At 53.8% G+C, this 23,829-nt stretch carries 28 protein-coding genes and 1 pseudogene; 14 read left to right on the forward strand and 15 right to left on the reverse strand.

All coding sequences use genetic code 11. The annotated features are described in order from the left end of the window. Window positions 1-133 precede the first annotated feature (133 nt). From hflC to ACP90_RS08425, 7 genes are all read right to left on the reverse strand, one after another. Window positions 134-1,168, reverse strand: a complete 1,035-nt coding sequence (hflC, locus tag ACP90_RS08395; protein ID WP_062487895.1) for a protease modulator HflC — start codon at window positions 1,166-1,168, stop codon at window positions 134-136. Then, window positions 1,165-2,094 (reverse strand): FtsH protease activity modulator HflK, encoded by a 930-nt coding sequence (hflK, locus tag ACP90_RS08400; protein WP_208993485.1) that lies wholly within the window; start codon window positions 2,092-2,094, stop codon window positions 1,165-1,167. Before hflK ends, hflC begins: the two co-directional genes overlap by 4 nt. A 611-nt stretch (window positions 2,095-2,705) precedes the next feature. After that, the gene (locus ACP90_RS08405) at window positions 2,706-2,963 is read right to left on the reverse strand and encodes a hypothetical protein (RefSeq protein WP_208993486.1); all 258 of its coding nucleotides are present in this window, start codon (window positions 2,961-2,963) and stop codon (window positions 2,706-2,708) included. Then, window positions 2,963-3,262 carry a hypothetical protein gene (locus tag ACP90_RS08410; protein WP_062487898.1) on the reverse strand — a complete coding sequence of 100 codons (300 nt, stop codon included), beginning with the start codon at window positions 3,260-3,262 and terminating at the stop codon, window positions 2,963-2,965. The genes ACP90_RS08405 and ACP90_RS08410 overlap by 1 nt, the downstream gene beginning before the upstream one ends. Window positions 3,263-3,400: 138 nt before the next feature. Continuing rightward, a complete protein-coding gene (locus ACP90_RS08415; RefSeq protein ID WP_286145762.1) occupies window positions 3,401-4,144 on the reverse strand; it encodes a transglutaminase family protein in 744 nt (247 codons plus the stop codon). Window positions 4,145-4,266: 122 nt separating this feature from the next. Further along, window positions 4,267-4,752, reverse strand: coding sequence for a hypothetical protein (locus ACP90_RS08420; RefSeq protein WP_062487900.1), 486 nt, complete (start codon window positions 4,750-4,752; stop codon window positions 4,267-4,269). A gap of 500 nt (window positions 4,753-5,252) precedes the next feature. After that, window positions 5,253-5,987, reverse strand: a complete 735-nt coding sequence (locus ACP90_RS08425) for a Crp/Fnr family transcriptional regulator (protein ID WP_228148031.1) — start codon at window positions 5,985-5,987, stop codon at window positions 5,253-5,255. Window positions 5,988-6,139: 152 nt separating this feature from the next. Between ACP90_RS08425 and ACP90_RS08430 the strand changes: the two genes are divergently transcribed. The 3 genes from ACP90_RS08430 to ACP90_RS08440 all read left to right on the forward strand — a co-directional run bounded on the left by ACP90_RS08430 (window position 6,140) and on the right by ACP90_RS08440 (window position 9,018). Beyond that, a complete protein-coding gene (locus ACP90_RS08430) occupies window positions 6,140-6,385 on the forward strand; it encodes a hypothetical protein (RefSeq protein WP_062487904.1) in 246 nt (81 codons plus the stop codon). A gap of 80 nt (window positions 6,386-6,465) precedes the next feature. Continuing rightward, window positions 6,466-7,809 (forward strand): Na+/H+ antiporter NhaA, encoded by a 1,344-nt coding sequence (gene nhaA, locus ACP90_RS08435; protein WP_062487905.1) that lies wholly within the window; start codon window positions 6,466-6,468, stop codon window positions 7,807-7,809. Window positions 7,810-8,310: 501 nt separating this feature from the next. Further along, the gene (locus tag ACP90_RS08440) at window positions 8,311-9,018 is read left to right on the forward strand and encodes a sensor histidine kinase (protein ID WP_062487907.1); all 708 of its coding nucleotides are present in this window, start codon (window positions 8,311-8,313) and stop codon (window positions 9,016-9,018) included. 121 nt (window positions 9,019-9,139) lie between these two features. On the opposite strand, the pseudogene ACP90_RS08445 reads toward ACP90_RS08440, so the two are convergent. From ACP90_RS08445 to ACP90_RS08460, 5 genes and pseudogenes are all read right to left on the reverse strand, one after another. Next, window positions 9,140-10,012 (reverse strand): annotated as a pseudogene (locus ACP90_RS08445) (transglutaminase family protein). A gap of 135 nt (window positions 10,013-10,147) precedes the next feature. Beyond that, entirely contained in the window at window positions 10,148-10,273 is a 126-nt protein-coding gene (locus tag ACP90_RS28715) for a hypothetical protein (RefSeq protein WP_265733500.1), read from the reverse strand. A gap of 999 nt (window positions 10,274-11,272) precedes the next feature. Then, window positions 11,273-11,593: a PRC-barrel domain-containing protein gene (locus tag ACP90_RS08450; RefSeq protein WP_062487908.1), complete on the reverse strand. Its 321-nt coding sequence runs from the start codon at window positions 11,591-11,593 to the stop codon at window positions 11,273-11,275. Window positions 11,594-12,422: 829 nt separating this feature from the next. After that, window positions 12,423-12,680: a hypothetical protein gene (locus tag ACP90_RS27935; protein ID WP_062487910.1), complete on the reverse strand. Its 258-nt coding sequence runs from the start codon at window positions 12,678-12,680 to the stop codon at window positions 12,423-12,425. 544 nt (window positions 12,681-13,224) lie between these two features. Further along, entirely contained in the window at window positions 13,225-14,040 is an 816-nt protein-coding gene (locus ACP90_RS08460; RefSeq protein ID WP_324252000.1) for a transglutaminase family protein, read from the reverse strand. A 194-nt stretch (window positions 14,041-14,234) separates the two neighbouring features. Here ACP90_RS08460 and ACP90_RS08465 point away from each other — a divergent pair, with 194 nt between their 5' ends. Next, complete coding sequence (locus ACP90_RS08465; protein WP_062487913.1) at window positions 14,235-15,131, forward strand: transglutaminase family protein; 897 nt, start codon at window positions 14,235-14,237, stop codon at window positions 15,129-15,131. 637 nt (window positions 15,132-15,768) lie between these two features. Here ACP90_RS08465 and ACP90_RS08470 read toward each other — a convergent pair. Beyond that, window positions 15,769-16,005 carry a hypothetical protein gene (locus ACP90_RS08470; RefSeq protein WP_062487915.1) on the reverse strand — a complete coding sequence of 79 codons (237 nt, stop codon included), beginning with the start codon at window positions 16,003-16,005 and terminating at the stop codon, window positions 15,769-15,771. A gap of 152 nt (window positions 16,006-16,157) precedes the next feature. Here ACP90_RS08470 and ACP90_RS28595 point away from each other — a divergent pair, with 152 nt between their 5' ends. From ACP90_RS28595 to ACP90_RS27940, 6 genes are all read left to right on the forward strand, one after another. Next, a complete protein-coding gene (locus ACP90_RS28595; protein WP_286145749.1) occupies window positions 16,158-16,694 on the forward strand; it encodes a Crp/Fnr family transcriptional regulator in 537 nt (178 codons plus the stop codon). A gap of 3 nt (window positions 16,695-16,697) precedes the next feature. Continuing rightward, window positions 16,698-16,892, forward strand: a complete 195-nt coding sequence (locus tag ACP90_RS28720) for a helix-turn-helix domain-containing protein (RefSeq protein WP_286145750.1) — start codon at window positions 16,698-16,700, stop codon at window positions 16,890-16,892. A gap of 374 nt (window positions 16,893-17,266) precedes the next feature. After that, window positions 17,267-17,527 (forward strand): hypothetical protein, encoded by a 261-nt coding sequence (locus tag ACP90_RS08480; protein ID WP_077292258.1) that lies wholly within the window; start codon window positions 17,267-17,269, stop codon window positions 17,525-17,527. Window positions 17,528-17,565: 38 nt separating this feature from the next. Then, window positions 17,566-17,919, forward strand: coding sequence for a hypothetical protein (locus ACP90_RS08485; RefSeq protein ID WP_062487916.1), 354 nt, complete (start codon window positions 17,566-17,568; stop codon window positions 17,917-17,919). A 529-nt stretch (window positions 17,920-18,448) separates the two neighbouring features. After that, window positions 18,449-18,904 carry a hypothetical protein gene (locus ACP90_RS08495; protein WP_062487919.1) on the forward strand — a complete coding sequence of 152 codons (456 nt, stop codon included), beginning with the start codon at window positions 18,449-18,451 and terminating at the stop codon, window positions 18,902-18,904. Then, entirely contained in the window at window positions 18,895-19,161 is a 267-nt protein-coding gene (locus tag ACP90_RS27940) for a DUF1488 family protein (protein WP_077292262.1), read from the forward strand. The genes ACP90_RS08495 and ACP90_RS27940 overlap by 10 nt, the downstream gene beginning before the upstream one ends. A gap of 453 nt (window positions 19,162-19,614) precedes the next feature. On the opposite strand, the gene ACP90_RS28605 is transcribed toward ACP90_RS27940, so the two are convergent. After that, window positions 19,615-19,971: a hypothetical protein gene (locus ACP90_RS28605; protein ID WP_062487921.1), complete on the reverse strand. Its 357-nt coding sequence runs from the start codon at window positions 19,969-19,971 to the stop codon at window positions 19,615-19,617. Window positions 19,972-20,301: 330 nt separating this feature from the next. Between ACP90_RS28605 and ACP90_RS08505 the strand changes: the two genes are divergently transcribed. The 3 genes from ACP90_RS08505 (at window position 20,302) to ACP90_RS08515 (ending at window position 21,287) form a co-directional block, all read left to right on the forward strand. Beyond that, entirely contained in the window at window positions 20,302-20,511 is a 210-nt protein-coding gene (locus ACP90_RS08505; RefSeq protein ID WP_062491466.1) for a cold-shock protein, read from the forward strand. A gap of 134 nt (window positions 20,512-20,645) precedes the next feature. Next, window positions 20,646-20,870, forward strand: coding sequence for a hypothetical protein (locus ACP90_RS08510; protein ID WP_062487923.1), 225 nt, complete (start codon window positions 20,646-20,648; stop codon window positions 20,868-20,870). A 36-nt stretch (window positions 20,871-20,906) separates the two neighbouring features. Beyond that, on the forward strand, window positions 20,907-21,287 hold the full coding sequence (locus ACP90_RS08515) for a DUF6481 family protein (protein WP_062487924.1): 381 nt from the start codon (window positions 20,907-20,909) through the stop codon (window positions 21,285-21,287). 448 nt (window positions 21,288-21,735) lie between these two features. Here ACP90_RS08515 and ACP90_RS08520 read toward each other — a convergent pair whose 3' ends face one another. Continuing rightward, window positions 21,736-22,368 (reverse strand): tyrosine-type recombinase/integrase, encoded by a 633-nt coding sequence (locus ACP90_RS08520; protein WP_062487926.1) that lies wholly within the window; start codon window positions 22,366-22,368, stop codon window positions 21,736-21,738. Between the two features lie 165 nt (window positions 22,369-22,533). Here ACP90_RS08520 and ACP90_RS08525 point away from each other — a divergent pair, with 165 nt between their 5' ends. Continuing rightward, complete coding sequence (locus ACP90_RS08525) at window positions 22,534-23,580, forward strand: restriction endonuclease (protein WP_088665266.1); 1,047 nt, start codon at window positions 22,534-22,536, stop codon at window positions 23,578-23,580. The last annotated feature ends 249 nt before the right edge of the window (window positions 23,581-23,829 follow it).

A 23,829-nucleotide genomic window follows, 5' to 3' on the forward strand; every position in this document is an offset into this window, starting at 1 on the left:
AACGGTGACTGATAGATGAGCTGGCGTGCGAATGTTCAGTATCTGTTTTCAGCAGCGAATTGCAGTTCCCGTTGGTCAGGATTTTGCGTATCGTTGGGTCTAGTGCAGCAGCTAGTATTCAGTTGCGATCGGTTCATCGAATGCGTGTGGTCGCCTGATTCAAGAATTCGACGTTGAGGTCTGGCGGATGGTCGCCCGAGTTTGATGCACTGGAGTGCATCCCTTCAAGGAACTTGAAGAGATCGCTGTCTGTCGACAAGACAAGGGTCGTTCCAGTGGAGATCATGTCCTTGTAGGCCTGCATGGTGCGCGTGAACTCGTAGAATTCCACGGCTTGCGCGGTGGTGTTGTAAGCCCGGGCGTAAATTTCGGCAGCGGCGGCATCGGCCACTCCGCGGATTTCCTCCACCTCACGATAGGCCTCGGACTGAATCTTGTTCAGATCTCGCACACGATTGCCACGAATACGTGCGGCCTCGCCATTGCCTTCGGACAGGAAGCGTTCGGCGATTTGCCGCCGCTCCGAGACCATCCGGTCGTAGATCTTAGGGCGGACGCTTTCGTTGTAGTTGATGCGCTTGAACCGGATGTCGAGCAGTGCAATGCCGAAAACGCGGACCTTCTCGGCGGCAGCTTGGAAAATTTCCTGCTCCACAAGTGCCCGGCCCTTTTGAATGGGGACTAGGGATCCGATGTCCTGTGCCAGTTCCTCATCTGTGAGGAGAGAATCCCTTAAGGGGGTGCGCCCTCTTGTCGTCCGGATGATCTCGATCAGCTCGTGCTTGGCAACCGCGTTACGTGTTTCGCTGCCAAGGATGTCGTCGAGCCGCGATTGAGCGCTTCGCTCGTCACGCAGACGAAGAAAGTACTGCAAGGGATCCGTGATCTTCCAACGGGCAAACAGGTCGACGGAAATATACAGCTTGTCTTTTGTCGGCATATCCGAGGGATTGCCGTCCCACTCCAGAACCCGACGGTCGATCCTGTTGACCTCCTGGATGAATGGCAGTTTCAATTTGAGACCCGATGTCGTGACCGGCGCGCCAACGGGCTTACCGAACTGGGTGATGATCGCCTGTTCGACTTCGCTGATCGTGTAGACGGCGGTGGAAGCGGACACAACCGCAACTGCGGCAATCCCCGAAAGAATGCCCCATACGACTTTCATGGCTTGATTTCCCTTTGGCGATCGAGATTGAGTAGCGGCAGGATGCTGCCGGTTGATCCGTCAACGATGATTTTCGACCCTATACCGGGCATCACATCCTGAAGGGTTTCGATGTAGATCCGCCGCCGGGTCACATCCGGTGCTTTCAGATATTCCGTCAGGAGCGCGGTGAAGCGGGCGGTGTCACCTTCGGCCTCGTTGATCCGTTTCAGCCGATAGCCGTCGGCTTCGCGGATACGCTGGTCCTTTTCGCCTTCGGCTAGCGGGATGATCTTGTTGTATTCCCGGCGGGCTTCGTTGATCAGGCGCTCCTTTTCCTGTTGGGCCTGATTGACCTCGTTGAACGAGGCCTGAACGGGTTCAGGTGGGTTGATATTCTTGAGCTGCACCTGATCGATGCTGATACCCATGGCGTATTTTGTGGCCAGGGCTTGCATCTTTAGCAGCGCTTCACTTTCGATTTCCTGCCGGCCAATCGTGATGACCTCGTCGACAGTGCGGTCACCGACGACCTCACGCATTACGGATTCCGAGACGTAGCGAAGCGTGGCGGCCGGTTCGCGCACCTCGAACAGAAATTTGACCGGATCGGAGATACGGTACTGAACGACCCATTCGACAAGGGCGGCGTTCAGATCACCGGTCACCATTTCGGTTTCACGGCGTCCGTCGGTCGGGCTCTGGTAGGGATCGTTGCCACCTGGTGTGGTGAAACCGAATTCCTGTTTCAGTTGGCGCTTTACCGGTACGATCGTGGCGGTGTCGATGCCCATCGGTAACTTGAAATGCAGTCCAGGTGGCACTTCAGCAACAAACTTGCCGAAACGCTGAATCACCGCGACGGAATCACTGGGCACAGTGTAGTAGGAAGACCAGATCCCTAATGCGGTGACGGCAATCGCGCCAGCGATGAGCAGTCCGCGCAACGATGGTGGGCCTTGCGGTAACATTCCGCCAAATTGCCGCCGCCCCTGTCGCAGAAAGGCATCTATGTCCGCTGATCGGTCTTCTGGACCTGTTCCCCACGGCCCTGAGTTGGGAGGACCAGTGTTATCAGAGTTCATAGCTATTCCTCTCCGGAAGAGCCATGAGCTTGGGCGGAGGCCTTCCCAGCTTGAGTTTGAGGGATATTCCGCATCTGGTTATCAGGCCAGATTGCAAAATGGTCCGGTTGTGAATACAGGCCGTCCGCAGAGATACCTCACGAGGGGCTGCTTTCAACTGGTCTTGTGCGTACCAACCGGCATGCCTTGGTTTTCCGCCGTATGGATAGAGAATGTACTCTCCCATCGATTTCGCATCTTTCGGCGGAAGAAGCCCTGATGTCTCAAGTCTTGTTTCACGTAGTACGCAACAGTGTCCGCTAATTCTGACTCGAGATAAGGAAGTGTCTCATCAGGCATGATTACTACCCCGGTTGCAGGCATTTGAACGAGTTTTCGTCAAGATAAGTCAGGCTCAAGTGCCGCAAGGCAGGCTTGGGCCAAATCCCGATCCGCGGTGTCGGATCCAGGTATCGTCGCCCATCCAGTTCCCATCAGGGCGTTTCTGCGCTGGTATGCTGAAGTTTCGCGAATTTCGCCAGCTTTGCCGCGCGCTCCGTGTCGGTGCGTGACAAGTCGACGCAAACCGGGACAAGCGCCGCAATCACTTTGTCATGTGAAAGCGCATTCGCCATCTTCGCCGCACTTCCGCCAGTCACCCAGCCGCCCCACGAAAACCCGAGCGTGCTAGCGGCAGCCGCGCCGATCACAACGCCGAGCGCGACAGGTTTTAGCCATTCGGGTGTATTCATTACAAGTTCTCCGGCGGACAAAGCGCCGCCTCGTTGTTTAGTCCGTCATCGTTGGCGGCCCGGTCTCGGTTGAGCACCGCTTCCAAGTCCTTTCCGGAGATTTCCCGCATCACAGTCTTGCCCTTGTCGGCAACGATCAGATACGTTGCCGTCTTTCGGTATCCGAGGAAATTCATGTCCCGAAGAAGTTCTTCTTCGACAAGAATTTCATAATCTCCGGCAGGCAGTACTTCCGATTGCCCTTTCAAAGTGAACGGATGGAAGAACTTCACTGTCGACCTGGTAGAGCGGGTGTTCATGGTTATGTCCGCCGCGTCTGTTGGTTGTCTTGCAAGCAAGTCTCCGAAGTTATCTTCGGTCAAGAATTTTCTTTGAAGCTAGAATGTTTAAACAACTATAGATAAACCCTAACGATCGTGTACTGATCGAAGTTAGTCTCAATCAGAAATCTTAGTCCAAACTTCGAATTTTCTTAAAATATTTTCGCCAAAGGTCTGTGTCAGGGGAACATCGGCTGCATCCCGCCCGCGACCAATCAGAAATCGTGCGATGCGGCGTTGATTGTTGCGCGGATCGAAGACCCACCATCGATTGGCCAGGAAGACTTCCATCCAGGCTGCGAAGTCACCTGGAGGATGCGGTTCCGGCTCGCCGATATCACTCAGATATCCCGTGCAATAGCGGGCCGGGATGTTCACACAGCGGCAGAAACTGATCGCAAGGTGGGCGAAGTCACGGCAGACACCTCGTCCTTCAGCTAGTGTCTGGGTCGCTGTGCGGGTCGCTCTCGCATGCTCATAGCTGAAGACCACATGTTGGTGCACGTAGTCACAAATGGCCTGTACCCTGGCCCAGCCAGTCTTTGAATTTCCAAACAGCCGCCAAGCTTCTTCCGACAAGAGATCCGTGTCGCAATACCGGCTTCCTAAAAGAAACACAAACGTATCGGACGGGAGGTCTTCCACGGCATGCTGATAGGCATCAGAAAAAACCGGATCCTTATTGCCGCTGTCCAGGAAGATGCCATGCGTCGCCAATGTGAAGGTGCCCGGAGATGTCGTCATCCTGGAACACCAATTCCCGAAGGAATCCCGATAGCTCTCGATCGGTACGCACGGAGACGTCGTCAAATAATCCAGTCGCTCGAGGTCACGATATCGTGCGCTATCGACATTAAGCATTGCAATTAGCGGAGTGGATTTCGGAAACTCGAACTCAAGACGGCATCCCAGACTGATCCGGAGATCTGCTTTTCTTTTCCGATCTAAATGCCCCAAACGGACAAGCGATGGACGGCCCTGTTTCATTTGAGTGAATACCTGGCCAGCGCCGCGGCTGTCTTGGCGTGTTCAAATTGATGATAGTTGCCTAAGAAGGCGCCATCTACCGTTACCTCCCATATTCCATTTTTTTCTCTGACCTGGACGCGGTCCGGTTTCCCCTCCGGCGGAAGCATGTCCATGGTAGCAAGCACCCGTTTTATCACCGGTCGCTTGGCAACCGTTTTAGATTTTGAAACGTTCGATGTTGTAACTGCGCATGATTCCTCAAGGTTCATTACCGCCCGTATGAATTCTTCAGTATAGTCGTCAACGTCTCTGTAGTCCTGTTCCCGGCGTGCCATCAACATGGTGTCGACAAAGCGTGTCTTGAGATGCTCGACAAACCGCGGCTCCGAATGGGACATGTATGCGATGAGAGATTGCAGAATTCTCTCATGCGCTAGAACCCTCCTCTCCAGATCTGTGGAATCTGGCTTGGGGCAATCTCTCTTTGATTGTGTTTCCATAGCCAAATTACTCCCTCGCAAAATGCGCATGGATCGTTCAAAGCCCGCGATCACACGCTTTGGCATGCAGACGGATACCGGTAGCCGGCATTTTCAAAGCCGGGTTCACTAGAAAGACTGTCCCGAGATGTTTTCTCTTGAAGAGCCGGCCATCGCAGGTCCCCTTGTGCAAGGGAAACGCTGCTTCGCTATTTTCTGTCTTTGTCGAAGCTTTGAAACGACTACCCAGGAATTGATCGAGACTCCGACCGTTCTGCTGATCTTACATGCTGCCCTGGGTGCGCATCCTGATCGAGGTTAGTCCTCGGTGTTATTTCGTTCCGTTGCAGTCAAGATCATGACCTACGAACATACTGTCTCGCGAACAGCTTCTATCTTGCGACCCTCAAGCATAAGTAGAATGTGGACAAGCGCGCCGGCGCTTGTAACTTCTTATTCTTTCCGGTCGCATTTCGAAGAAACGAAGTTGTCTGAAAATCGCGTAGGCGCGAGCGTGGGGCCTATGTCAGCAATGGCCCGGTCTGGTCGAGATATTCGGGATCGAACTCTGCAATTTTGACCAGGCGGTCACGATCGTCGAATATCACCTTGCCGTTTCGAAACGTGACTAACCCATTTTCACGCAGTTGCCGCAAAACGCGGTTGACGTGCACGGCGCTCAATCCAAGTGCATCGGCGAGGTGATACTGTGTCAGCGGACAGTCATAGCCGGTTTGGCTACCCATGCCGACCAGCGCCAGCCTGGAACCAAGTTCGAGCAGAAAATGGGCCATACGGACGTCGGCATCGCGGCGGCCCAGGTTTACGAGATGTTCGACGACCATCGCCTCGTCCCGGGACGCGGCCCACAGAATGGCAGTCGCCAGGCGGGTAGTTTGTGCGAAGGCTGCAAGCAGATCATCGGACGGAACTTCAGCTGCTTGAATATCGGTGACAGGTTCGAAGCTGTGGTCCGAGGTGCGCAATAAAACACTTCGCAATCCCAGGAAATCCCCCGGGATTTGGAAATCGATGATCTGCCGTGAACCGTCCGGCTGGAGCTTGTAGGAGCAAACCCAACCTTCGGAAAGAATATAGGCGGCCTGTTCCGACTGTCCCTGTTGAACGAGATCACGCCCTGCAACGAATGAGCGGCGGCGCCGGTGCAGATGATGCAATACTTCAAGTTCGTTCGTGGACAAGGCCACGAAGCTTGAAAGCTTGCGGGCAAGCGGACTTTTCTCGATAGGTTTCAAAGGCGTTTCTCCCAAGCAACAATCCATTATCCGAAATGTCTGGGCCAACACTGCTTTCGATCAGTCCAGCATACTGATTTTCTGTCAGTATGGTGAAGTTTATCGGACTGGCACCCGACTTTGGGCTCTAATTCTTGAAAGGGGTAGCCAAGATGCCTGATCAGAACGAATATTCCGGACTGGCGGCGCTCTCGATCTGCGAAGCGCTTTTGCTCGCATTGAACGACCATAAAATTCTTCCCGAGCACGAGATCGTGGGGGTATTGCGCGACGCCGCCACAACACACGAAAATGCAATCGGTCCCCAAACCGACATGGAAATGCACCGGGGGGTCGCGGACCTGATCAAACGGATCATTGCGGGAGGAAACTCGGTTCGGCGGCCACAGTCCGATTGATCCTTGTGGAAAGCAATTTTGGTTCTATTCCCTCAATCAGGGTTCAATCCACTCCGCAGTAAATCGGTGCCACATTTGCCATGACTGTCCAGAACAATACAAATCTGCCACACGAAATTGCCGACAGGTTCACTATACCCGTCGCGAGGTTTCTCAAGATCGAGTCCGCGGCTGGCGGACTGTTGCTCGTGGCTGTGTTGGTGGCTCTTTTGCTGGCCAATTCAAACTGGGCATCGACCTTCCTTGCATTCTGGGAGACACCGGTTGGTCTGAATTTCGGGCCGTTGGACTTCACCCGCTCGTTGCGGCACTGGATCAACGACGGGTTGATGACATTCTTTTTCTTCGTGATATCTCTCGAACTCAAGCGGGAACTTGTCCTGGGCGAATTGAGGAAACCGAGACAAGCGGCTCTGCCCCTAGCAGCAGCTCTCGGCGGGATGGTCGTTCCAGTCGCAATCTATTTGGTTTTAATCGCAGGACAGTCCGGGACGCATGGTTGGGGAACAGTCATGGCGACAGACACGGCGTTGGCGATCGGGTGTCTTGCGCTCTTCGGACAGCGAATTCCCACCATACTTCGGTTGTTCTTGTTGTCGCTGGCGATTTTCGACGATGTGGGCGCAATATTGGTGGTGGCTGTCTTTTACGGTGTGCCGTTGAACTGGGCCGTCACTGGGCTTGCAATTCTCGGCCTTGGGTTGGTCGCGGGATTTGCACGGCTCGGAGTAAGGAGCGTTCCGGTATATTTTTTGATTGGCGGCGCCATCTGGTTGTGCTTCGACGCATCGGGTATCCATGCGACGATTGCCGGGGTTGTTCTCGGTTTGATGACACCGACACAAGTCTGGGTGAGCGATACACGTCTGCGTGCAATCCTCGGACGGGTGCTTGCCTATCCGGGAGGAGAGCACTGGAGCGGTGACACCCCGGACCGCCGTGATCTTCGCGAGGCCGGGCGGGCGGTTTCAGAGTCTCTTTCCCCGGTCGAGCGGCTCGGATTGACGCTGCATCCTTGGGTGGGGTTTGTCGTGATGCCGCTTTTCGCTTTCGCGAATGCGGGCGTAACGATCGAATTGAGCGACGTCAGTCAGAAGGTTTCCATCGCCATTGTTGCCGGACTTGTGTTTGGCAAGCCACTCGGTGTTCTCGCGTTCAGCTGGGGAGCCGTCCGTCTGGGCCTGGCAACCAGGCCCCCTCATTTGTCATGGCCATTCTTGACAGCCGGAGCCTTTCTTGCGGGCATCGGCTTCACCATGTCGCTGTTTATCGCGAACCTGGCTTTTGATCCGGATCTACTAGGAGCCGCAAAGCTCGGAATTCTTATGGGATCCGCAGTCTCAGCAGTAATTGGTTTGCTTGCGCTCTTGTGGCTGGTGACGCGGCCTGACCTCCGCCGAAGCGGAACAACCGGGGAAGTCTGAATAGTCGGCACGGTCGCGCATACGGTTGACTATGCAGCTCAGGGAATTCGGTTATTTCTCAAGAAAGCCAACGGTGCGGTATCTGACGGAATAGCGTCGCGTGATAACCACTTGCAGCAGAACTGCTGTCTACGCTGACTGAAGCTACAGTGACAGCACTCTGCATTGCGACGTTGATGGAAACCACATGCCGTCATCCTGACCGTTCAATGAATGACTGGTATCCACGCAGCCGCTGGCGAGTGGCAGACAACAGGATTGGGTTCAGTGAAGTCGCGCATCGGAAGCGATTCATCAATAGCTGTGCGGGCTCCCTGCGTGTCTTTGAGCCCACTGGCCTGATCTGTATCAGTGCCGTTTGAATACCTGAGAGCGTAAGGTCGGTGAAAGACGCACATTCACTGGTTGAAGAGCAGTGCGCAGGGTTCGGTGGACGCGTCCCGGCAAGGGTTCTGCAATTGCGCCCGGTCCTGTGAAAGAAAGGAACCAACGAGTCCCAAAATGCGAAATTTCAGAAACAAAGCCCGCTCCACCGGCTCCCTCGAGGCCGACCACCGGATCGCCAATCACCTGGCCTTGCTGTCCAGTTACGTACGCCTCAAGGGGATCGGTCTCACGAGACAGGAAGGTCCATTGGATGCCATGGAAGTTGCGTTGTTGTTGAACGCGATCAGTGCACATATCCAGGCCGTGTCGGACCTGCACCGGATACTTGCCGGCAGCGGTTCCGAAGACGAAGTTCAGTTGGGGGATCTTCTGGGCCAGATTTGCACAACCCTCTGGTCGGGCATTGCGGACGACGTCAATTTCACCGAAACCTACGCGCCTGACTGTGCCTTGCAATTCGACCATGTGCTCCCCGTTGCGCAGATCTTTACCGAGATCGTCACCAATGCTCTCAAGTATGGTCATCGCGCCGGTTCTGTCAGGCGGATCGGGATTGCCTGTCGAAAAGATTTCAGCGGATCGATCCTGATTACGGTCAGCGACAACGGACCAGGTCTTGGGAGTGCCGGCACCGGCAAGACCGACGTAGGATTGGGAACACGACTGGTAAAGGCGTTGTCTGCTCAAATCGGTAGCTCGATCGATTATTCATCAAGTGAGAGCGGCGTGACCGCAAGACTGACGTTGGCAAGTGCCAGCGCCGTGTTCGACCGGACGCTGAACCCGGACGAGCCACGCACAAGCATCAACAGGAACAGCTAGGGACCGGAGCGGATTTGGCGTGTCATGGGTTGAGCCGGCCCTTGTCGCGATATGTGCCGTGCTCCGTTAGACGTTTCCCTATACCGTGGCGTCCATTGAATTCCCGGTCGGTATTCCAACTTCAATCATCAATCACTGTGTGATGCACTTCGACTGACATTTCTCCAAGAGCGTTCGCGGGTCCCGTAAAACTGCCAGCAACCGGGACGACCTGATGAATTCCGCGAGCGACGGCAACGGGGACAAGATTTTTGGATCCAACGCTTTGGTTCGTGGGATCGAAAGCGACCCATCCTGCACCTGGTAGAAAGACTTCCGTTCAGGCATGGGTGGAACCCTTACCTTCATGCCCCACAAGGCGCTTATTAGGATCAAACAGATAGCCGGAGACGACGCGCGCTCCGAAACCAAGGCTTCGCACAGCCTCCGCGAACAGGACTGCGATGTCGCGACATGCCCCTGATCCGCGCGATAGTGTGTCCAGAGGCGTCTGCGTTCCCTCCATCTCGCGGCTTAGATAGGCAATGCTGGTCGAGACGCCGGCCGCGATGTCCCTCAGGAGTGACAATGTATCGGTCGGACGTCCAAGGACGAAACCCTCGGCCCATCTGGATAGTTGGCCGTCAAGGTCAGGATATTGAGGTGTTGAAAGCGCTCCTAGGTCGATCACGTCGTCATCGGAATAGAAAAATGGGTAATTGATGGCCTCGGTAGCAATTGTGAATACCGGCCAGGCCGACGCGGTGAGTTCAACAGTTGCGCGACTTTCGACGAGCAATTGATCCGTCGGCGCGCTGAACCGGGCAGTCGCGACAGCATTGCCCGCGACATCATGGGCCCAGGTGATTTCTGCCTCTGGCGACACCATCAATTCATGCGAAATGAGCCGCAGGTCGCGCGCTTCACGCGGCCGCAACATCATCCGGTGAGGTCCAAGTAAGACCGGTTGCAGATAACGGTATACCGTTGCGTGATATGTGCTCAGCGTTGTCATCAGGGGCTCTCTGATATTTTTGAAGCAAGAAGGGCGCACGCTCACAGTGCTCAGCCGGCAAACTGATGTCGACACGACGTGAGCCAGAGAGGAGGGGGCGTTCTCTTTCCGCAGCCGCCTTATAACCCGGCTCTGTCACACGGCAGGCGTCTTTGGCTCGACATGACTGAGGCCAAGCACCAGATCGTGCGGTACACCATCGAGCGGCATGAAGGCCTCCGGCCCGGCGGTGGCGATCGCCTGCCCGTCAAGCCGCGCCATAGCATCTTCAGTATGGGCCACACAAATTCGCACAATGTATCCGCTACTTTCAGACGTGCCGAAAAGCCTGACCAGTCCTCTGGGATATTGGGTGCCACGCGCAGGCGATTGCCCTCACGGGTAATGCCGAGGATCCACTCAATCGCCGCCCGGTGCATCCAGGCGGTTGTCTGTATTGCAATAAAGGCCAAAACCAGACCGAAGCCCCATGGGCGTACCCCGAAACGCGCCATCTGCGAGCTTTGGCAGCGTTCGTTAGTAACTGGCCGGCAGATCGGTTCCGCTTTCGCCAATTTGCGCCACGACCTGATGATAGCTAACGAGAAACCACCGAGCAGCAGGTACGATCGTGTGACCGGCTGGAAATCAAGATTGCAGGCCTCGCGCGTGACCGGGAAGGCAATTGCATTTTCTTCCGGTCGGCGCTGCAATGGCAACACACGCGGTGGCTTACGGGTGACGTATTGTTGTGCTGCCAGACTGGTCGCATGCTGCTCCAGACGTTAGACCCCAAACAACAACTCCGCACGTACAGGATTGATATCGTTCCAAGGTACTTTGTTTGCCCGTCGAAGTGGCAACCAACCGCGACACCCGACGATCATCAGGAACCTCCGATGCCAAATTCGGCCGAATATCAAGCGGCGGTATGCAGGTGCTGAATGTGAGGCGACGCCACAGGATATCTGCGGGCACCATCAGAGCCGGTTCACAACCTATCGCCAATTCACGCGGGCAGTATTGGGAGCAGTGTTTAATTTCCGCTTGGATCGGCAATCGCCCTGCCACAAATCCGGTTCAGGCTTTTTTGGCCTTCGGCGATGTCTCGATGCTCAAACCCTTGCTGAACGAGGGTGACGGGACAGGCTTGGTCTTTTTCTGCTTTGGTTTTCTGTCTTCTCTACCGCGGCGGCTTTTGCCCTTTGCCATTTCTTTCTCCTGTTCTCGCGTCGGAAGGCCATTTTCCGGCGTGTATCCGCGCTCCGGATAGTGTTCCGATCAGTTGCTTTGGCCTTTGACAGCTCCGCCTCGATGCTCCGGCAAGTTTTTCAATTCGACCTTGGTCATCTTGGTGTAAGCAAGGATTTTTCCGTTTCCATCGCGCATGAAGGCGATGCGTGACACATCAAGGGCAACTTGCTTGACTCCGATCCCGAAAAAGCCGCCAACTTCAATGACTGCCCTTGCGTACTGTCCGGTGCCGAGCATTTCGGAGACATTACCGATCACTTTGTCATCGGGTCCGAAGATATCGGCGCCCTTGACATTAGCGGCAATGATCTCGCCGGCCTGAAGGGGCTTATGTGATGAATGGTCCATGGGACCTCCTGGGTGTGGCTGGAGTGCGCGACAGGCGGTAGGCCCGATCAGGATTGCCAGACAGGCAAAAGTGACTTGTCAGCAGCTGTTTGGTGCCGGGTTTAACGGCGTCGCCCATCATTGAAGCTGTGTGACAACATAGCAGCAGTGGTGGCGATGCATGCTGATGTAGGTTAGCGTGTCGTCACATTTACGGCTAATCCGCAGCCAGATATTCGGTTGAGGGTCTCTGAACCGTATCGGCGGTGGTGATGCAAACTTTTGACCGCGCGTTTAAGTAGAGATCGACGAAAACCACCCCGGTTTACGGCTGGCCAACTGCAGCGGCTCGATTGTTGCCCTGAATACTTCCGGCAGGATATTCTAGCACGGTCGGGCGTCCTGAGTAGTTAACCAATGCATCGCTGAGTTCGGCCAATGTCGACAGCTCACAAGGCGCATGACCTAACGGCGACTTTAAGAATATCGCGAAATTGATCTAAGGGTCGTTTTTGGGGCGCACCCACGTCGATCCAAAGTTTGCGGATTTTGTCGGCTTCCAGGCCGCGACATTTCAGTCCGAACGACTGGAATGGGACGCCAAGCAGCCATTGAACCAATAGGTGTTGAACGGTAGTTCCGGGCCGACAGGAGACTGTCGGTTAAGAGGCCAAAATAGTGGGATAGCTGCGGTTCGCACGGTATCTGATTAACTGCGGCTTCCAGATTCATAGCGCCTGTCCTCGAAAGATTGGGATGGAGGCGCATTTCTGGGTGGCGGCAGTGCTGCCTTTGTCCTGCTCAGCGAATGGGTGCCATAGTCCTCCCGCCGCAGACTGATCGAGCCATGCTAACAGGCTTGCTCTGACGTCAGCAGATATCTCGAACTGGGGCGGCCCGTCTTCTTTCGAACCACCACTGTGCTTATACGGATCGCAGCTCCACCGACCGCCGTTCCGATCTTCAACGTTACTAGATCGAAACCTCGCAGTTTGCTGTCGATTGTAAGATCGAACAGCACCCGGTTGCGCGTCCGTCCTTCCCGATCGAGGAAAAAGCGGATCGCCCAGATCTGGCGTTGCCTGAGAGGCTTCTTGACTCCAACCATTCGACCAGCATTCCATACTCCTTAGGCCAATATTGGCCGTCCGGAAGATATGCGAGCATGGTGAGCCAATGGGATCGTCTGCAGGCTCTAGGGTTTTATTTTCAAAACCAGCGATGGTTTGAGCTTGAAATGTCTTAGCCACTTCAGAAAGAGCCCAGACATTTATTTATTACCGTCAGGCGAAATGTACCCGTCTTTGGGTGGCGCCAATATGGTTGATCGGATTCTCTATATTCGTATACCCAACAAAAATTTGCACTGCTCGAATGCTGCGTCTGCAATGAAAATGACCGACGATTTATCCGATGCAACGACCACTTGCCATATTCTTCTTGTGTCGACCTTATTGCGGAATCACGCCCACCAGCCAGTCTTGAAAACTGTCCTGTACGCATCGGCGTGGAGCAACATGGTCCTTGATCGAGCCTCCAGAAGGTTCCATCCAGGGGAGACGTCTGTCGAGTGCGTCCGCCACAGATTCCGTTTTGACAGGAACGCCCACCTGTTTTGGTCGTCAATGTTGACACGCTGATTACCGAAGAAGTCAGGTGTCGATCTGCCATGCGGTCAATCCCGGCTGACTTCCCAATCCACGTTGCCGGGGATGAGGCCTGGTTTCAAGGGATTGCAGCAAAGCGGCCTCGTCCTCATTGTCGGCCAGCTCCAGGCTCCAGACACGAAAGCCGGTAAGCTCATAGGCACCGAAAGACGTTATCATTGCGACGTCTGCCGCATCGTGCCCCCTGACCATCAGAACTCGTCCGGCTCTTGGCACATTGTAGCGAGCATCGAATGTGTACCATTTGCCGTCCAGATAAACTTCGAACCACGCGCAGAAATCATCGAAGCCCGTGTCGGCGACGCCTATGTCCCCCAGATAACCACTGACATAGCGAGCCGGAATTCCCATTGCCCGGCACAGGCTTATCGCCAGTTGGGCAAAATCCCGGCAAACGCCGGTTTTTTCTTTCAATACGTTCGCGGCTGTTTTATCCGGCCGGCCATATTCGTAGCCAAAGGAAACATGGCTGTGAACGAAATCACAGATCGCCTGAACCCTCGACCATCCCTCCTTCGTCCGCCCGAATTTCTTCCAGGCAAAATCCCCCATCAGGTCTGAGTCGCAGTAACGGCTTGCGAAAAGGTAGGTCAATGTTTCGTTGGGCAGGTCCTGCAGGGCGATTTGCGATGCGGCAAGTTGAACTTCATCCGGCTGACCGTCCACTTCGACGATGCAGTCGGACCAGAATGTGGAGATTCCTGCAGGCGCGGTCAGGCGGGTAATGCGATTGCCATAGCCGTCGGTGTATTCCCGGATATCGGGAATGTCGATGTTCCGTACGCGATCGGAGCCGATCATTCTGCTGGCAAAATCGCTATGAACACTCAAGGCCAAAAGCATTGGTACAGGCGCCGGGCACGTGACGGTAATCTCAAACCCTATTCGGATGAGCATGTCGTTCTTCCTTGTGCGCGAGTGAAATAAGGTCCAGGCTGCAGCGCTTTCCGAGCCAGGAACAACCAACAACGGCATGCGGTGGCGACAAGGTTTAGATGACAACCGCTATTCGCATCCTTCACACTACACGATATCGCTATAGCCGGCCGGTAAAGTTTGGTGTTCACAGGCTTTTGCTGCGCCCCAGAGACGGCCATGATTTGCGACTGCTCTCGTCTGCAATTGCAATTTCTCCCGCACCCAAGCTGAGTTGGCACTTCGACACGTTTGGCAATTCGGTCGCTACCGCGGAGTTTTCCGAGGCCTCTAGCAGACTTGAATTCCGCAGTGAATTGCTGATCCGGCGGTTTTCCCACGATGATTTCGTTGCCTCTCCGGGGCGAAGTAGAAGCGCCTATCCATTCACGTACCCAACGGAAGATCTTATAGACCTCGCGCCGTTCATATCGCTTGAGAACCCGGAAGAGTGTCCGGTACTAGATGCGTGGCTGGCGGCTGAAATCGGTTCCGGTCCGGATGAGGTCCTCGACTTTTTGCGTTTGTTGTCAGAAACGGTCAACCACAATGTGACTTATGTTCGACGGGAACGTAGCGGCACGCAGAGTGCAGGAACAACTCTGAAGAAAGGAACCGGCAGTTGCCGCGATTTTGCTTTCCTATTTATGGAAGCGGCGCGCCGTTCTGGCTTCGCAGCCCGCTTTGTCACGGGTTATCTAAACGATGTCCTGGATGACGGACACGTGCACTCTGGCGGCGGGGCAACCCATGCATGGGCGGAGGTATATCTGCCTAGCGAAGGCTGGGTCGAGTTCGATCCCACCAATCGCATCATCGGCAGCCCAAACCTCATCCGGGTTGCCGTTACCCGGACACCTCGACAGGCAATCCCTATCAGCGGAACATACGACCCGCGTCCCGGAGCGGTCTTTTATGGAATGGATGTTGAGGTCAAGACGAGTATCGAGCCCTATGATCCAAGGAATTCCGACTAGGACACAGCTGATCAAGAAAAGCAGATCTTACGCTTAGTGAGACAGCCTGTTCCTCTCCTCGGCATCGCCTAATCTACATCACAAGACCTGCAAATATATAGGAAGCACAAGCTGAAAGTTGCCGACGAATAGTCTTCTGACCGCAAAGCCAGCACCCAGGGCAATCATGGTTCATTAAAAATAACCCTCCACCGACACGTAAATGATCATCGCAAAGCTCAAAAATGCCAAACACGTCGTGGCGACGTCGGGTCCCAAGCGTTTTTGGAAAGTAGATCTGTTGAACGTCATTCTGCCCTCGATGTTGGGGCGAAGTATGATGGCTTCGGTCGGCAATGCCCTAAAAATTGCTGCCGCTGCTGTATTATATAGGAATATTTTTTGTATTTGCTAATTTTATTTTGAATGAAATTGAATTACATTATGGATTTTCAATATTAAGTATTGCATTTTTTAAGAAAAATACTGACATAACATAACGATGTTGATTTTTATTTCATATAAAACCTTCTAAATTTTGGTAATTCAAGCTCAATGCATAACAATGCAATTGCATTCTCTAAATTCAAAAAGTGCTACATAGAGGGTGACATTCGTTGACGACAAGCATGGAAGGTCCCACAAAGTTTGCCCTCTGCTAGACGCTCCGAACCGAGTTTCCTCCGGCGATGATACGCCTTATCAAGCTCACAACCGCCTGGTGCGCTTTTCTTTCGGCTTCTGTACCCAGGGCATTCTCGTGAGCGGCTGCGGCATCATGCAGGACGCCTACAATCTCGTGTTCGGGGAGAAGTTTATGATCGCTCAAGGCAAGCAGAAGTGCTTCGCAGATCGAAAGAGCGGCCATTCCCGAATAGTCTGCGTGGTCAGACATTGCAGTTTTCCTTTGTCGGAATTGAATTCCAAAATAGGCTTGAGGCCTCATGAAATTACCATTGTCGCAGGAAGTGCCCTAAGCTGGACTGATCGAAAGCAGTCTCAGCACAGACCATTGCAAGAAATCACTACCGGTCCGGTAGGTGCCACTTGAACGACATCCAAGATAGTCCCTTTACCCGCAAGTTGGCCGGATACGTCACGTTGTCACCGGTTGAGCTCGAGGTTTTGGAACAATTGCATAAACGCCGCCGGTCTTTTGCAGCGGGGCGAGACCTCGTGCAGCAAGGGCAATCGGAACAGGCAGCCTACATTCTTTCAGAGGGTTGGGTCTGCTCCTATAAGATTCAGCAGGATGGGACGCGCCAGATCATAGACTTCCAGATCCCAGGTGATTTTCTAGGCTTGCGCAGTGTGCTCTTGCGCACTTCCGACCATAGCTTTGAACCGGTAACCAACATCCAGGCTGTCGAGGTTCTGGCAGGCGATTTGTTTCAAGCATTCTCGCAAACGCCTCGCCTGGCAAACGCTATCCTGTGGGCTGCGTCGCGAGACGAGGCAATGGTGGTTGAGCATCTGGTGAATATCGGTCGTCGCGACGCAGGCGCACGCCTTGCGCATTTTCTGCTTGAACTCGGCGCCAGATTGGCTCTGGTCGGCATGGGGAGCAGGGCAGGTTTCGACTGACCTTTGACGCAGTATCATCTTGCCGACGCACTGGGACTAAGCGCAATCCATGTCAATCGTGTCCTACGACAATTGCGCGAAGATAGATTGCTCACATTTAGAAACGGTCACGTGACGTTCGATAATCGGCTTCGTCTCGTCGAAATAGCAGAGTTCGACGAGGCATATCTCGACCACGAAGGTCCATTGTTAAAATAGCTACGAGATAAAACAAAACCGGCAGCTACTTGATCTCTTCCAATCTGTCGCGCGTTGCTTGTGATTTTGCTAAATCTCCCCTTTAGCCCAGCTTTCGGCTGAAAATCGAGATCTGCCAAACCGACGGGAACCTGACTGCAAACAGTTGGTTCACGCGCATAACAGACCGGCAAGCAAAAATTGCCGAAAAAAGCAGCGCTAACAGCTAGCGGACACGAAGGCATAAAAGGTTTCAGGCTAACTTGGATCAGCGCGCGTCATCGAAGCGCCGTGTAAAGTTATCAGCAAGATCGGGTCTAAGGGTACATCCCCCCTGAAAAGACTACGATTTCGATTTTGCAATGCAGTTATCAAACAGATCGGCAGCAACCAAGATGAACATGCGATCGACAAGGTCGACGGTGACTTTCTGCCATCCTTTCACACTAAAGGGCCGTTCAGAAATTCTACCAGCCGGCGCCTACGAGGTGCTGGTCGAGGAGGAGGAACTGCAAGGAGTGAGCTTTCTGGCCTACAGAAAGACGGCAACTTATCTGATCGTCATGAGACGGGGCAAGACCGAGATGCGTGAAATCTCCGGCGAAGATTTGGCAGCCGTACTCAGTCTGGATCAACTTGCATTTCAAGACAATTAACGAAGCGAAGCGGACGTTTCTCCGCAGGAGGACCTGAAATGAATACTCCCGAATGGCTGAAACCTGTAACGCTTGGCGTATTGATCGGAGCCGTCGCAGTGAGCGCGGTAGGATTTTCCTGGGGTGGTTGGGTAACGGGTGGAAATGCAACAAAAATGGCGAACACGCAGTCACGAGACGAAGTGATTGCAGCGCTGGTACCGGTTTGCATCGACCTATCCCACACCGACGCAGAACGTGTAGCAAAGCTGGAAAAGATCCGTGAAACCGCTGCGTACCAGCGCTGGAATGCACTCATGGAAACTGGGTGGGCGATAGTTCCTGGTTCGGACAGCTCAGACCGAGATTTGGCGAAAGCCTGCCTGGATGCACTCGAACTCGACAAGTCATGATCGGGAGAGCACATCATGTCAGAAAACAAACCTGGTTCGGCGTCCGCAGAGGATCTCCAACTTCACAATCATGCCGCAGTGGATACCGTTGCTTTCTATGTGAAGGAAGGCCCGACACTCAGGGACTTTTTTCGTCACAAATCGCGAAATAGCCGAAGGGAGACTTTTGCGATCCAGGCAGCGGAAAATGAAGGCATGCAGATCATGTTGGACGAACCGGAATAACAACGAAGCCCTGCGGCTTATCTTGGCTGAAATTGATCAAATAACTAGGGAGAAAGCGTTTCTCGGGGTCAGGCGGGCGATACGAACTTCTGATAATCCACCTTACAGAACGAGAGCATTTCGTCCCGGTCAGCTGGCGCGTATGCAATTCTCAGGAAAGAATTGCCATGGCACTGGAAAACAACGGCACTCCCGGTTCGGGCCTATGGGTGGGTTGAGATTTTCGTGCCAGGAGCAGGCTGGATTTCATTCAATCCCACCAACAGGGCTTTCGGGTCGCCTCGGAGAATCAATCCTGCTTGGCTTGGCCCCTCTCAATCGAAAGCCGATCGAAGGCCTCTATACAAATGCCATTTCTCTGGTTGCGGAAGTCATCGAGGCTAAGACAAAGCAATTCACGCTCTGTGGAGAGATCGTTCAGTCGGCATTCGGCACACCGCCGGCCGATGAACGTGACGGAAAAGCGTTGCGGACTATACTGGCCTTGGGTCGTCAGGACATCGACTCTTGTGGTTTGACTGCTGCGCCGGAAATTAAGGTTCTTGGGGCAAGCGGCGACCATCTGATACTGGACACCGGAAAGCATGGGGCGACCGTGGGTTCCGAGATAACCTTCAGGCTCAACTACAGTGCATTGCTGCGCGCCATGACGTCTCCATTCATCGTGAAGACCCACACCTTGCCCACAAAACACGGAGCATTTGCGACCTGGATAGTTCACACGCCACAGTCATCGGAGGAGCTGCACCAATGGCATTGACATTTCCCAATCATAGCCGAAGTTACGATCCAGGGAAGCAATCCATACGCTTCACAGGATACGATGGTGTATTCGAAATCTCGGTTTTTGTTGAGGTCGCTATTCTCCAGGCGATGACAAAAGAGCGGCTTTCCGAAGAGATACACTATCTGGCAGCATTCGATGGCCTGCGAGCTGCAATCGAGCGGCATACCAGCAAGACTTATTCGCGCAGACGCAGGGCCACGGTCGTGCTCACGAAAGCCGATATCAAGTAGGCGTCCCTTTGCCCGGGATCCGGCACAGGTCGTCAGACGCAACCGGAAATCTCGCACTACAACATTCCGCCAATTTCAGTGGGAAAGAGCCATACCCATCGAATGGTTCGAACAAACTCGGCTCACTCAACAGGAGAAGATTATATGGCCAAAGGGCAAAAACGCGGAAATCGCGAAATAAGGAAACCTAAGAAGGTGCAAACGAAAACAGAAACGCCACAACCAGCGACACCAGCCCTGACCAGGGGTGTTTCGGCAACTGTCGCAGGTAACAAGAAAAAGTGACTTTGGCGTGATCGAGGAAAGATGCTGGCCTGCAAAATACCGCTAAATTTTTCGTGCTTGAGCAAGCTGAAGCTCTTTGCTTACAGAGACGGGATGGCGAACAGAGTTAGAATTCCCGCGTCCGCTTCGCCTGCACACCGACGCATGTCAGTTCGGATGTGCGTCTTCTCAGGGGTAAAATGGGACCATGAACCGGAAAGACTCGGCCAGCTCCACTTTGCGCGTGGTAGTGATGTCTGGTTCGCCCTCGTCCATTTCCTCGAAAGCTGCGCCAATCGCCACACTAGTGTGGTCGCACGGGTACAGGTTGAAGAGCGTGCGCGGGCGCCAGCCTTTCATCGGATCGCGCGACTGGAGCGAGTTCAATCGCAGGCAGCCGATCCACTCCGCGTTGTTAGCAGACAGCTCTGAGGAGGGCAGCGGTCGCTCGTGAATTTTCGCGAGTACAACTGGACATTGCTTGATGCTGATATTGTTGAATCCGTGCAACACGGTGCCACTCAGGGGCAAAGTGTCCGCAAGCATAAATTCAATAAATCTCTTTCCCTCTTTATTTTCAAAAAAACATGATAAAATAACGCGACAATTATCATGTGGTTTTATTGCGCCGTATGGCTCACTTTTGCTTTTCGTAGTGAAACAGTCCATATTTTCAGCGTTAGAAGACCAAAACCAGTAGTTGACATTCTCATTTAAAACCCATAGAAATGCGGCATCGATATTTTCTTGCCGAGCTTTGGTTACAACGCGATTGGCACCGCGTTCTTAACGAACCCTCCCTTTAAAGCATCGTTATCACCACCTGCGAGCCCTTTGCTTGCCGGTTCCTCTCTCTATGCTATGAAAGGGTTCATCATGACCACTGGCACAGTAAAATGGTTCAATTCTACCAAAGGCTTCGGCTTTATCCAGCCTGACAACGGCGGCCCGGACGCATTCGTCCATATCACCGCTGTCGAGCGTGCTGGCATGCACGAAATCGTTGAAGGCCAGAAAATCGGCTACGACATGGAGCGCGACACCAAGTCGGGCAAGATGTCTGCCTGCAATCTGCAGGCCGCCTGATAGATCCGGAATCTGCTTTCCCTTGACCACGGATGTACTGGCACTGTCGAAAGCATGAGACCAAGCAAGGCCAGGCAAGTTGCCTGGCCTTTTTCGTAACTGCTCACTGGTGAGCGGCCTCTACGAGGAAAGCCATGTCCGAGAACTACAGCAAACTTCGCCAGCACGCCGAATCCGCTTTTGGTAAAGCCCAGTCGCAACTCTTCGAACGCCAACGTGCGATTGAAGACCTGAACTCGATCGTAATTGCCCGCAACGAAAAGACTCAGAGATTGCGGGAGGCCCGGCTCGCCAAGGAATTGCGAGACAGTCTGGCCTCAGGAACCAAGCCGGCTTCGAAACGGGCACGAAAGTCCTGAAGCCGCTATACGTATCCCGTCAAATGGAATTGAGATTTGAAAAGAATTACAAATAGCGAACACACCGACCGCCGCGGCGCTGCGAAGGACGCCAAGGCAGCCCTTGTTGAGGCCTTTCGTGCCGCCAAGGAGGCTGCCGAACCGACCCGCGAAGCCAAACAGGCGGAGCGGCGTATGATCGCCGAAGCTCGTGAACAGCGCCGAGCCGAGCGCGAGCAGGCGAAACTTGAAGAACAAAATCGCGTTGCCGCTGAAGCAGCAGCAAGAGATGCCGCCGTTGCTGCCGCAGCCAGAGCTGAAATCGATGCGCGCGAGCTGGCTGACAAAACCCGTATCGAGCGGGTCCTGCAGGACGACGCAGCTCGTAAAGCTGAACGTGACCGGCGCTACGCAAATCGAAAGGCACGTCAGGCCTGAAGTTGTCATGACGCATGGTCGTGCTGCTGCCTATTGAGAATGACCGCAACCTAGTCCTCAGCTAGTCCGGTCTCGACACAGGCCAGGGCGTCCGCCGTGTGCGCAAACGGAAGCACCTTGTCCACGACGGCCGGCTGACGCCTGCGTCAAGTTCAGTCGCCTGGGTGATTATCCGACCTATGTCAGACCATCTGGGCGGTCGCAGACCTCAGCCGAGAGAAAATATGGATCTGGATCCATTCAACAGTCGGCCGCTTCGACGTAGCGGGCGAACGCGTGCGATGGCTGAATTGGCGGCGCATTTCGCTCTTTTGTTCTCCACGCAACGAAAATCCGGTTTTCGAATCTGAGCGCGAGTCATTGTAAACCCGAATGGGGGCCGAAGCTGCCCTTGGACCAATTGGTGTTGAATGACCGCAACGGGCCGGTGCTACCACCGGCCCTTTCGTCAGATCTCTACGCCTTCAGAGATCGTTAGCGAGTCTTCGAGTTCTACGCCGAGGTATCGGACGGTGCTGTCCATCTTCGTGTGGCCGAGAAGAAGCTGAACCGCTCGCAGGTTGCCGGTCTTTTTATAGATTTGGGCGACCTTCGTCCGTCTCAGGGAATGCGTGCCATACGCGCTCGGTTCCAAGCCGATCGAGCGCACCCAGTCCTTCAAGAGACGAGCGTATTGCCGCGTCGATATATGCGGGCGGTCATGGAAACGGCCAGGCCAGAGGTACTCGTGACCGGTCATCACCGGATTGCTGATCCACTCCATGAGGGCCTTTCGGGTGCCATCGGTGATTTCGAACCGCACCGGCGATTTTGTCTTGCTCTGCAAAATCGAGGTTCGTTCCTTGACTGCGCCAGCCGAGAAGACGTCCGCGATTTTCAGTCGGACCAGATCGCAGCCGCGCAGTTTGCTATCGACTGCCATATTGAAAAGCGCCAGATCACGGACGGCGCCGGCCAGTTCGAGGCGAACGCGGATCGCCCAGACATGTTTTGGGAGCAGTGGCCTTTTCTGACCGATAATGCGACCGTGGTTCCATGCCTTCTTGGCGGGCACCACCATCGGCAGGTTGAAAGTAGACATAGCGGTTCCTCCGAACCACTCCTACCCAACGCAACACTCGCGACATTCGAGCAAGCTATGATATGTCCATTCCTGGTGAAGCGGACAACGGCTGCATGGAGCCCATTTTGCTAGTTAGATCAAGTGCGGCTAAAGTCCGGTTAAGGTAGCGAGTGGGTGGTGGGCATGACCCGTAGATTTCAGGGTAATCATCTGGAGAAACTCGGAGAGAAAAATACCCTTCCGGTTCCCGACGCTTTTCGACGAGTGATTGATAATAAACCTTTGGTGGTTCATCCGAGCTTCCGCAATTTTTCCGTGAGATTCTTACGCAAGGACGTAGTTAATCACGACCTCTTGGCGAAACTCATGGAAGAAACCGGGCTGAATAATTCGCGGCTTCAGCGTTTGCTATCTCGCCTGCCTGCGGAGGTTCTTCTCAACGAGAATTCGTTTACTTTTCCGCAGGCGTTTATGAAATTCTTGGCTGCATTTTTCAACATAGAGAACGAGGTGCATTTGACGGCACGTGGAGATTTTTTTGAAGCGACCGATAAGACCACGTCTCAATTGAGACACGAAGCCCTAAGCGAAATTTGCGCACAGAACTTACCCGACGATTTTGACCCCAGTGAGCTTGTCGGTAACTTCGGTGAAGTTAATAATGAGACTTTGGAAAGCCTATCAAATACTGATGTTTCTGACGCATACGAGACGCTGGATGCTTGTGTTGACCAGTACTCGATTGCAGCACTTGTAAATGACGAGAAGTCAGCAGAATTATGCAGGTCGGCTCAGAAAAAAATATTGGAAAGCGCTGCTTTAGATCCGACGTCTCTGTTCAAAATGTCTTCAAGAAACTTCGAGAAACTTGTCTATTCTGTCTTCTCAGAACTTGGCTGTGACTGCGAACTTACGGCGTCTTCATCAGATGGTGGCTTTGATGTATTTGTACGAGCGAAGGGAGTGTTAGGGACACAGGCTCAGATTTTCGAGTGCAAAAGGTTTGGTCCTGATAGACCAGTTGGAGTGGAAATTGTGAGAAGTTTGCTTGGAACCGTGACCAAGGATTTGTGCAATGGCGCTACCTTGGTGACTACATCTACCTTCACTTCTGGAGCAAATGCATTGCAATCATCTAATTCATATATTTTGAACTTGATGGACTATGGACAGTTGATGAAGTGTGTGTTTAAGGCTGTAGGCCCGTTGGATAAAGCAGTTCATAGCTGACCTTCGGCCAATGGCAACTTTGTCCGCTTAGTGGGCCTTGGCAGCGAGGCAGACAACGCAGCCGCAGCGAATGGCTGCTATGCGAAGCCGCAGTGCAACTTCTGCTTAACTGACGAACGGCAGCAGTGGGCCGAAATTGCCAACGAAGGCTGGATCAACGAATGTCAGTTAGACCCCGTACGCGCCACGTAAGCCGACAATCCGTTCCTGGCCCCGTTTCAACTTTTTAAGCATCGCGTTACAGTTGAA

This window comes from Labrenzia sp. CP4 (assembly GCF_001579905.1).
Taxonomy (GTDB): domain Bacteria; phylum Pseudomonadota; class Alphaproteobacteria; order Rhizobiales; family Stappiaceae; genus Roseibium; species Roseibium algicola.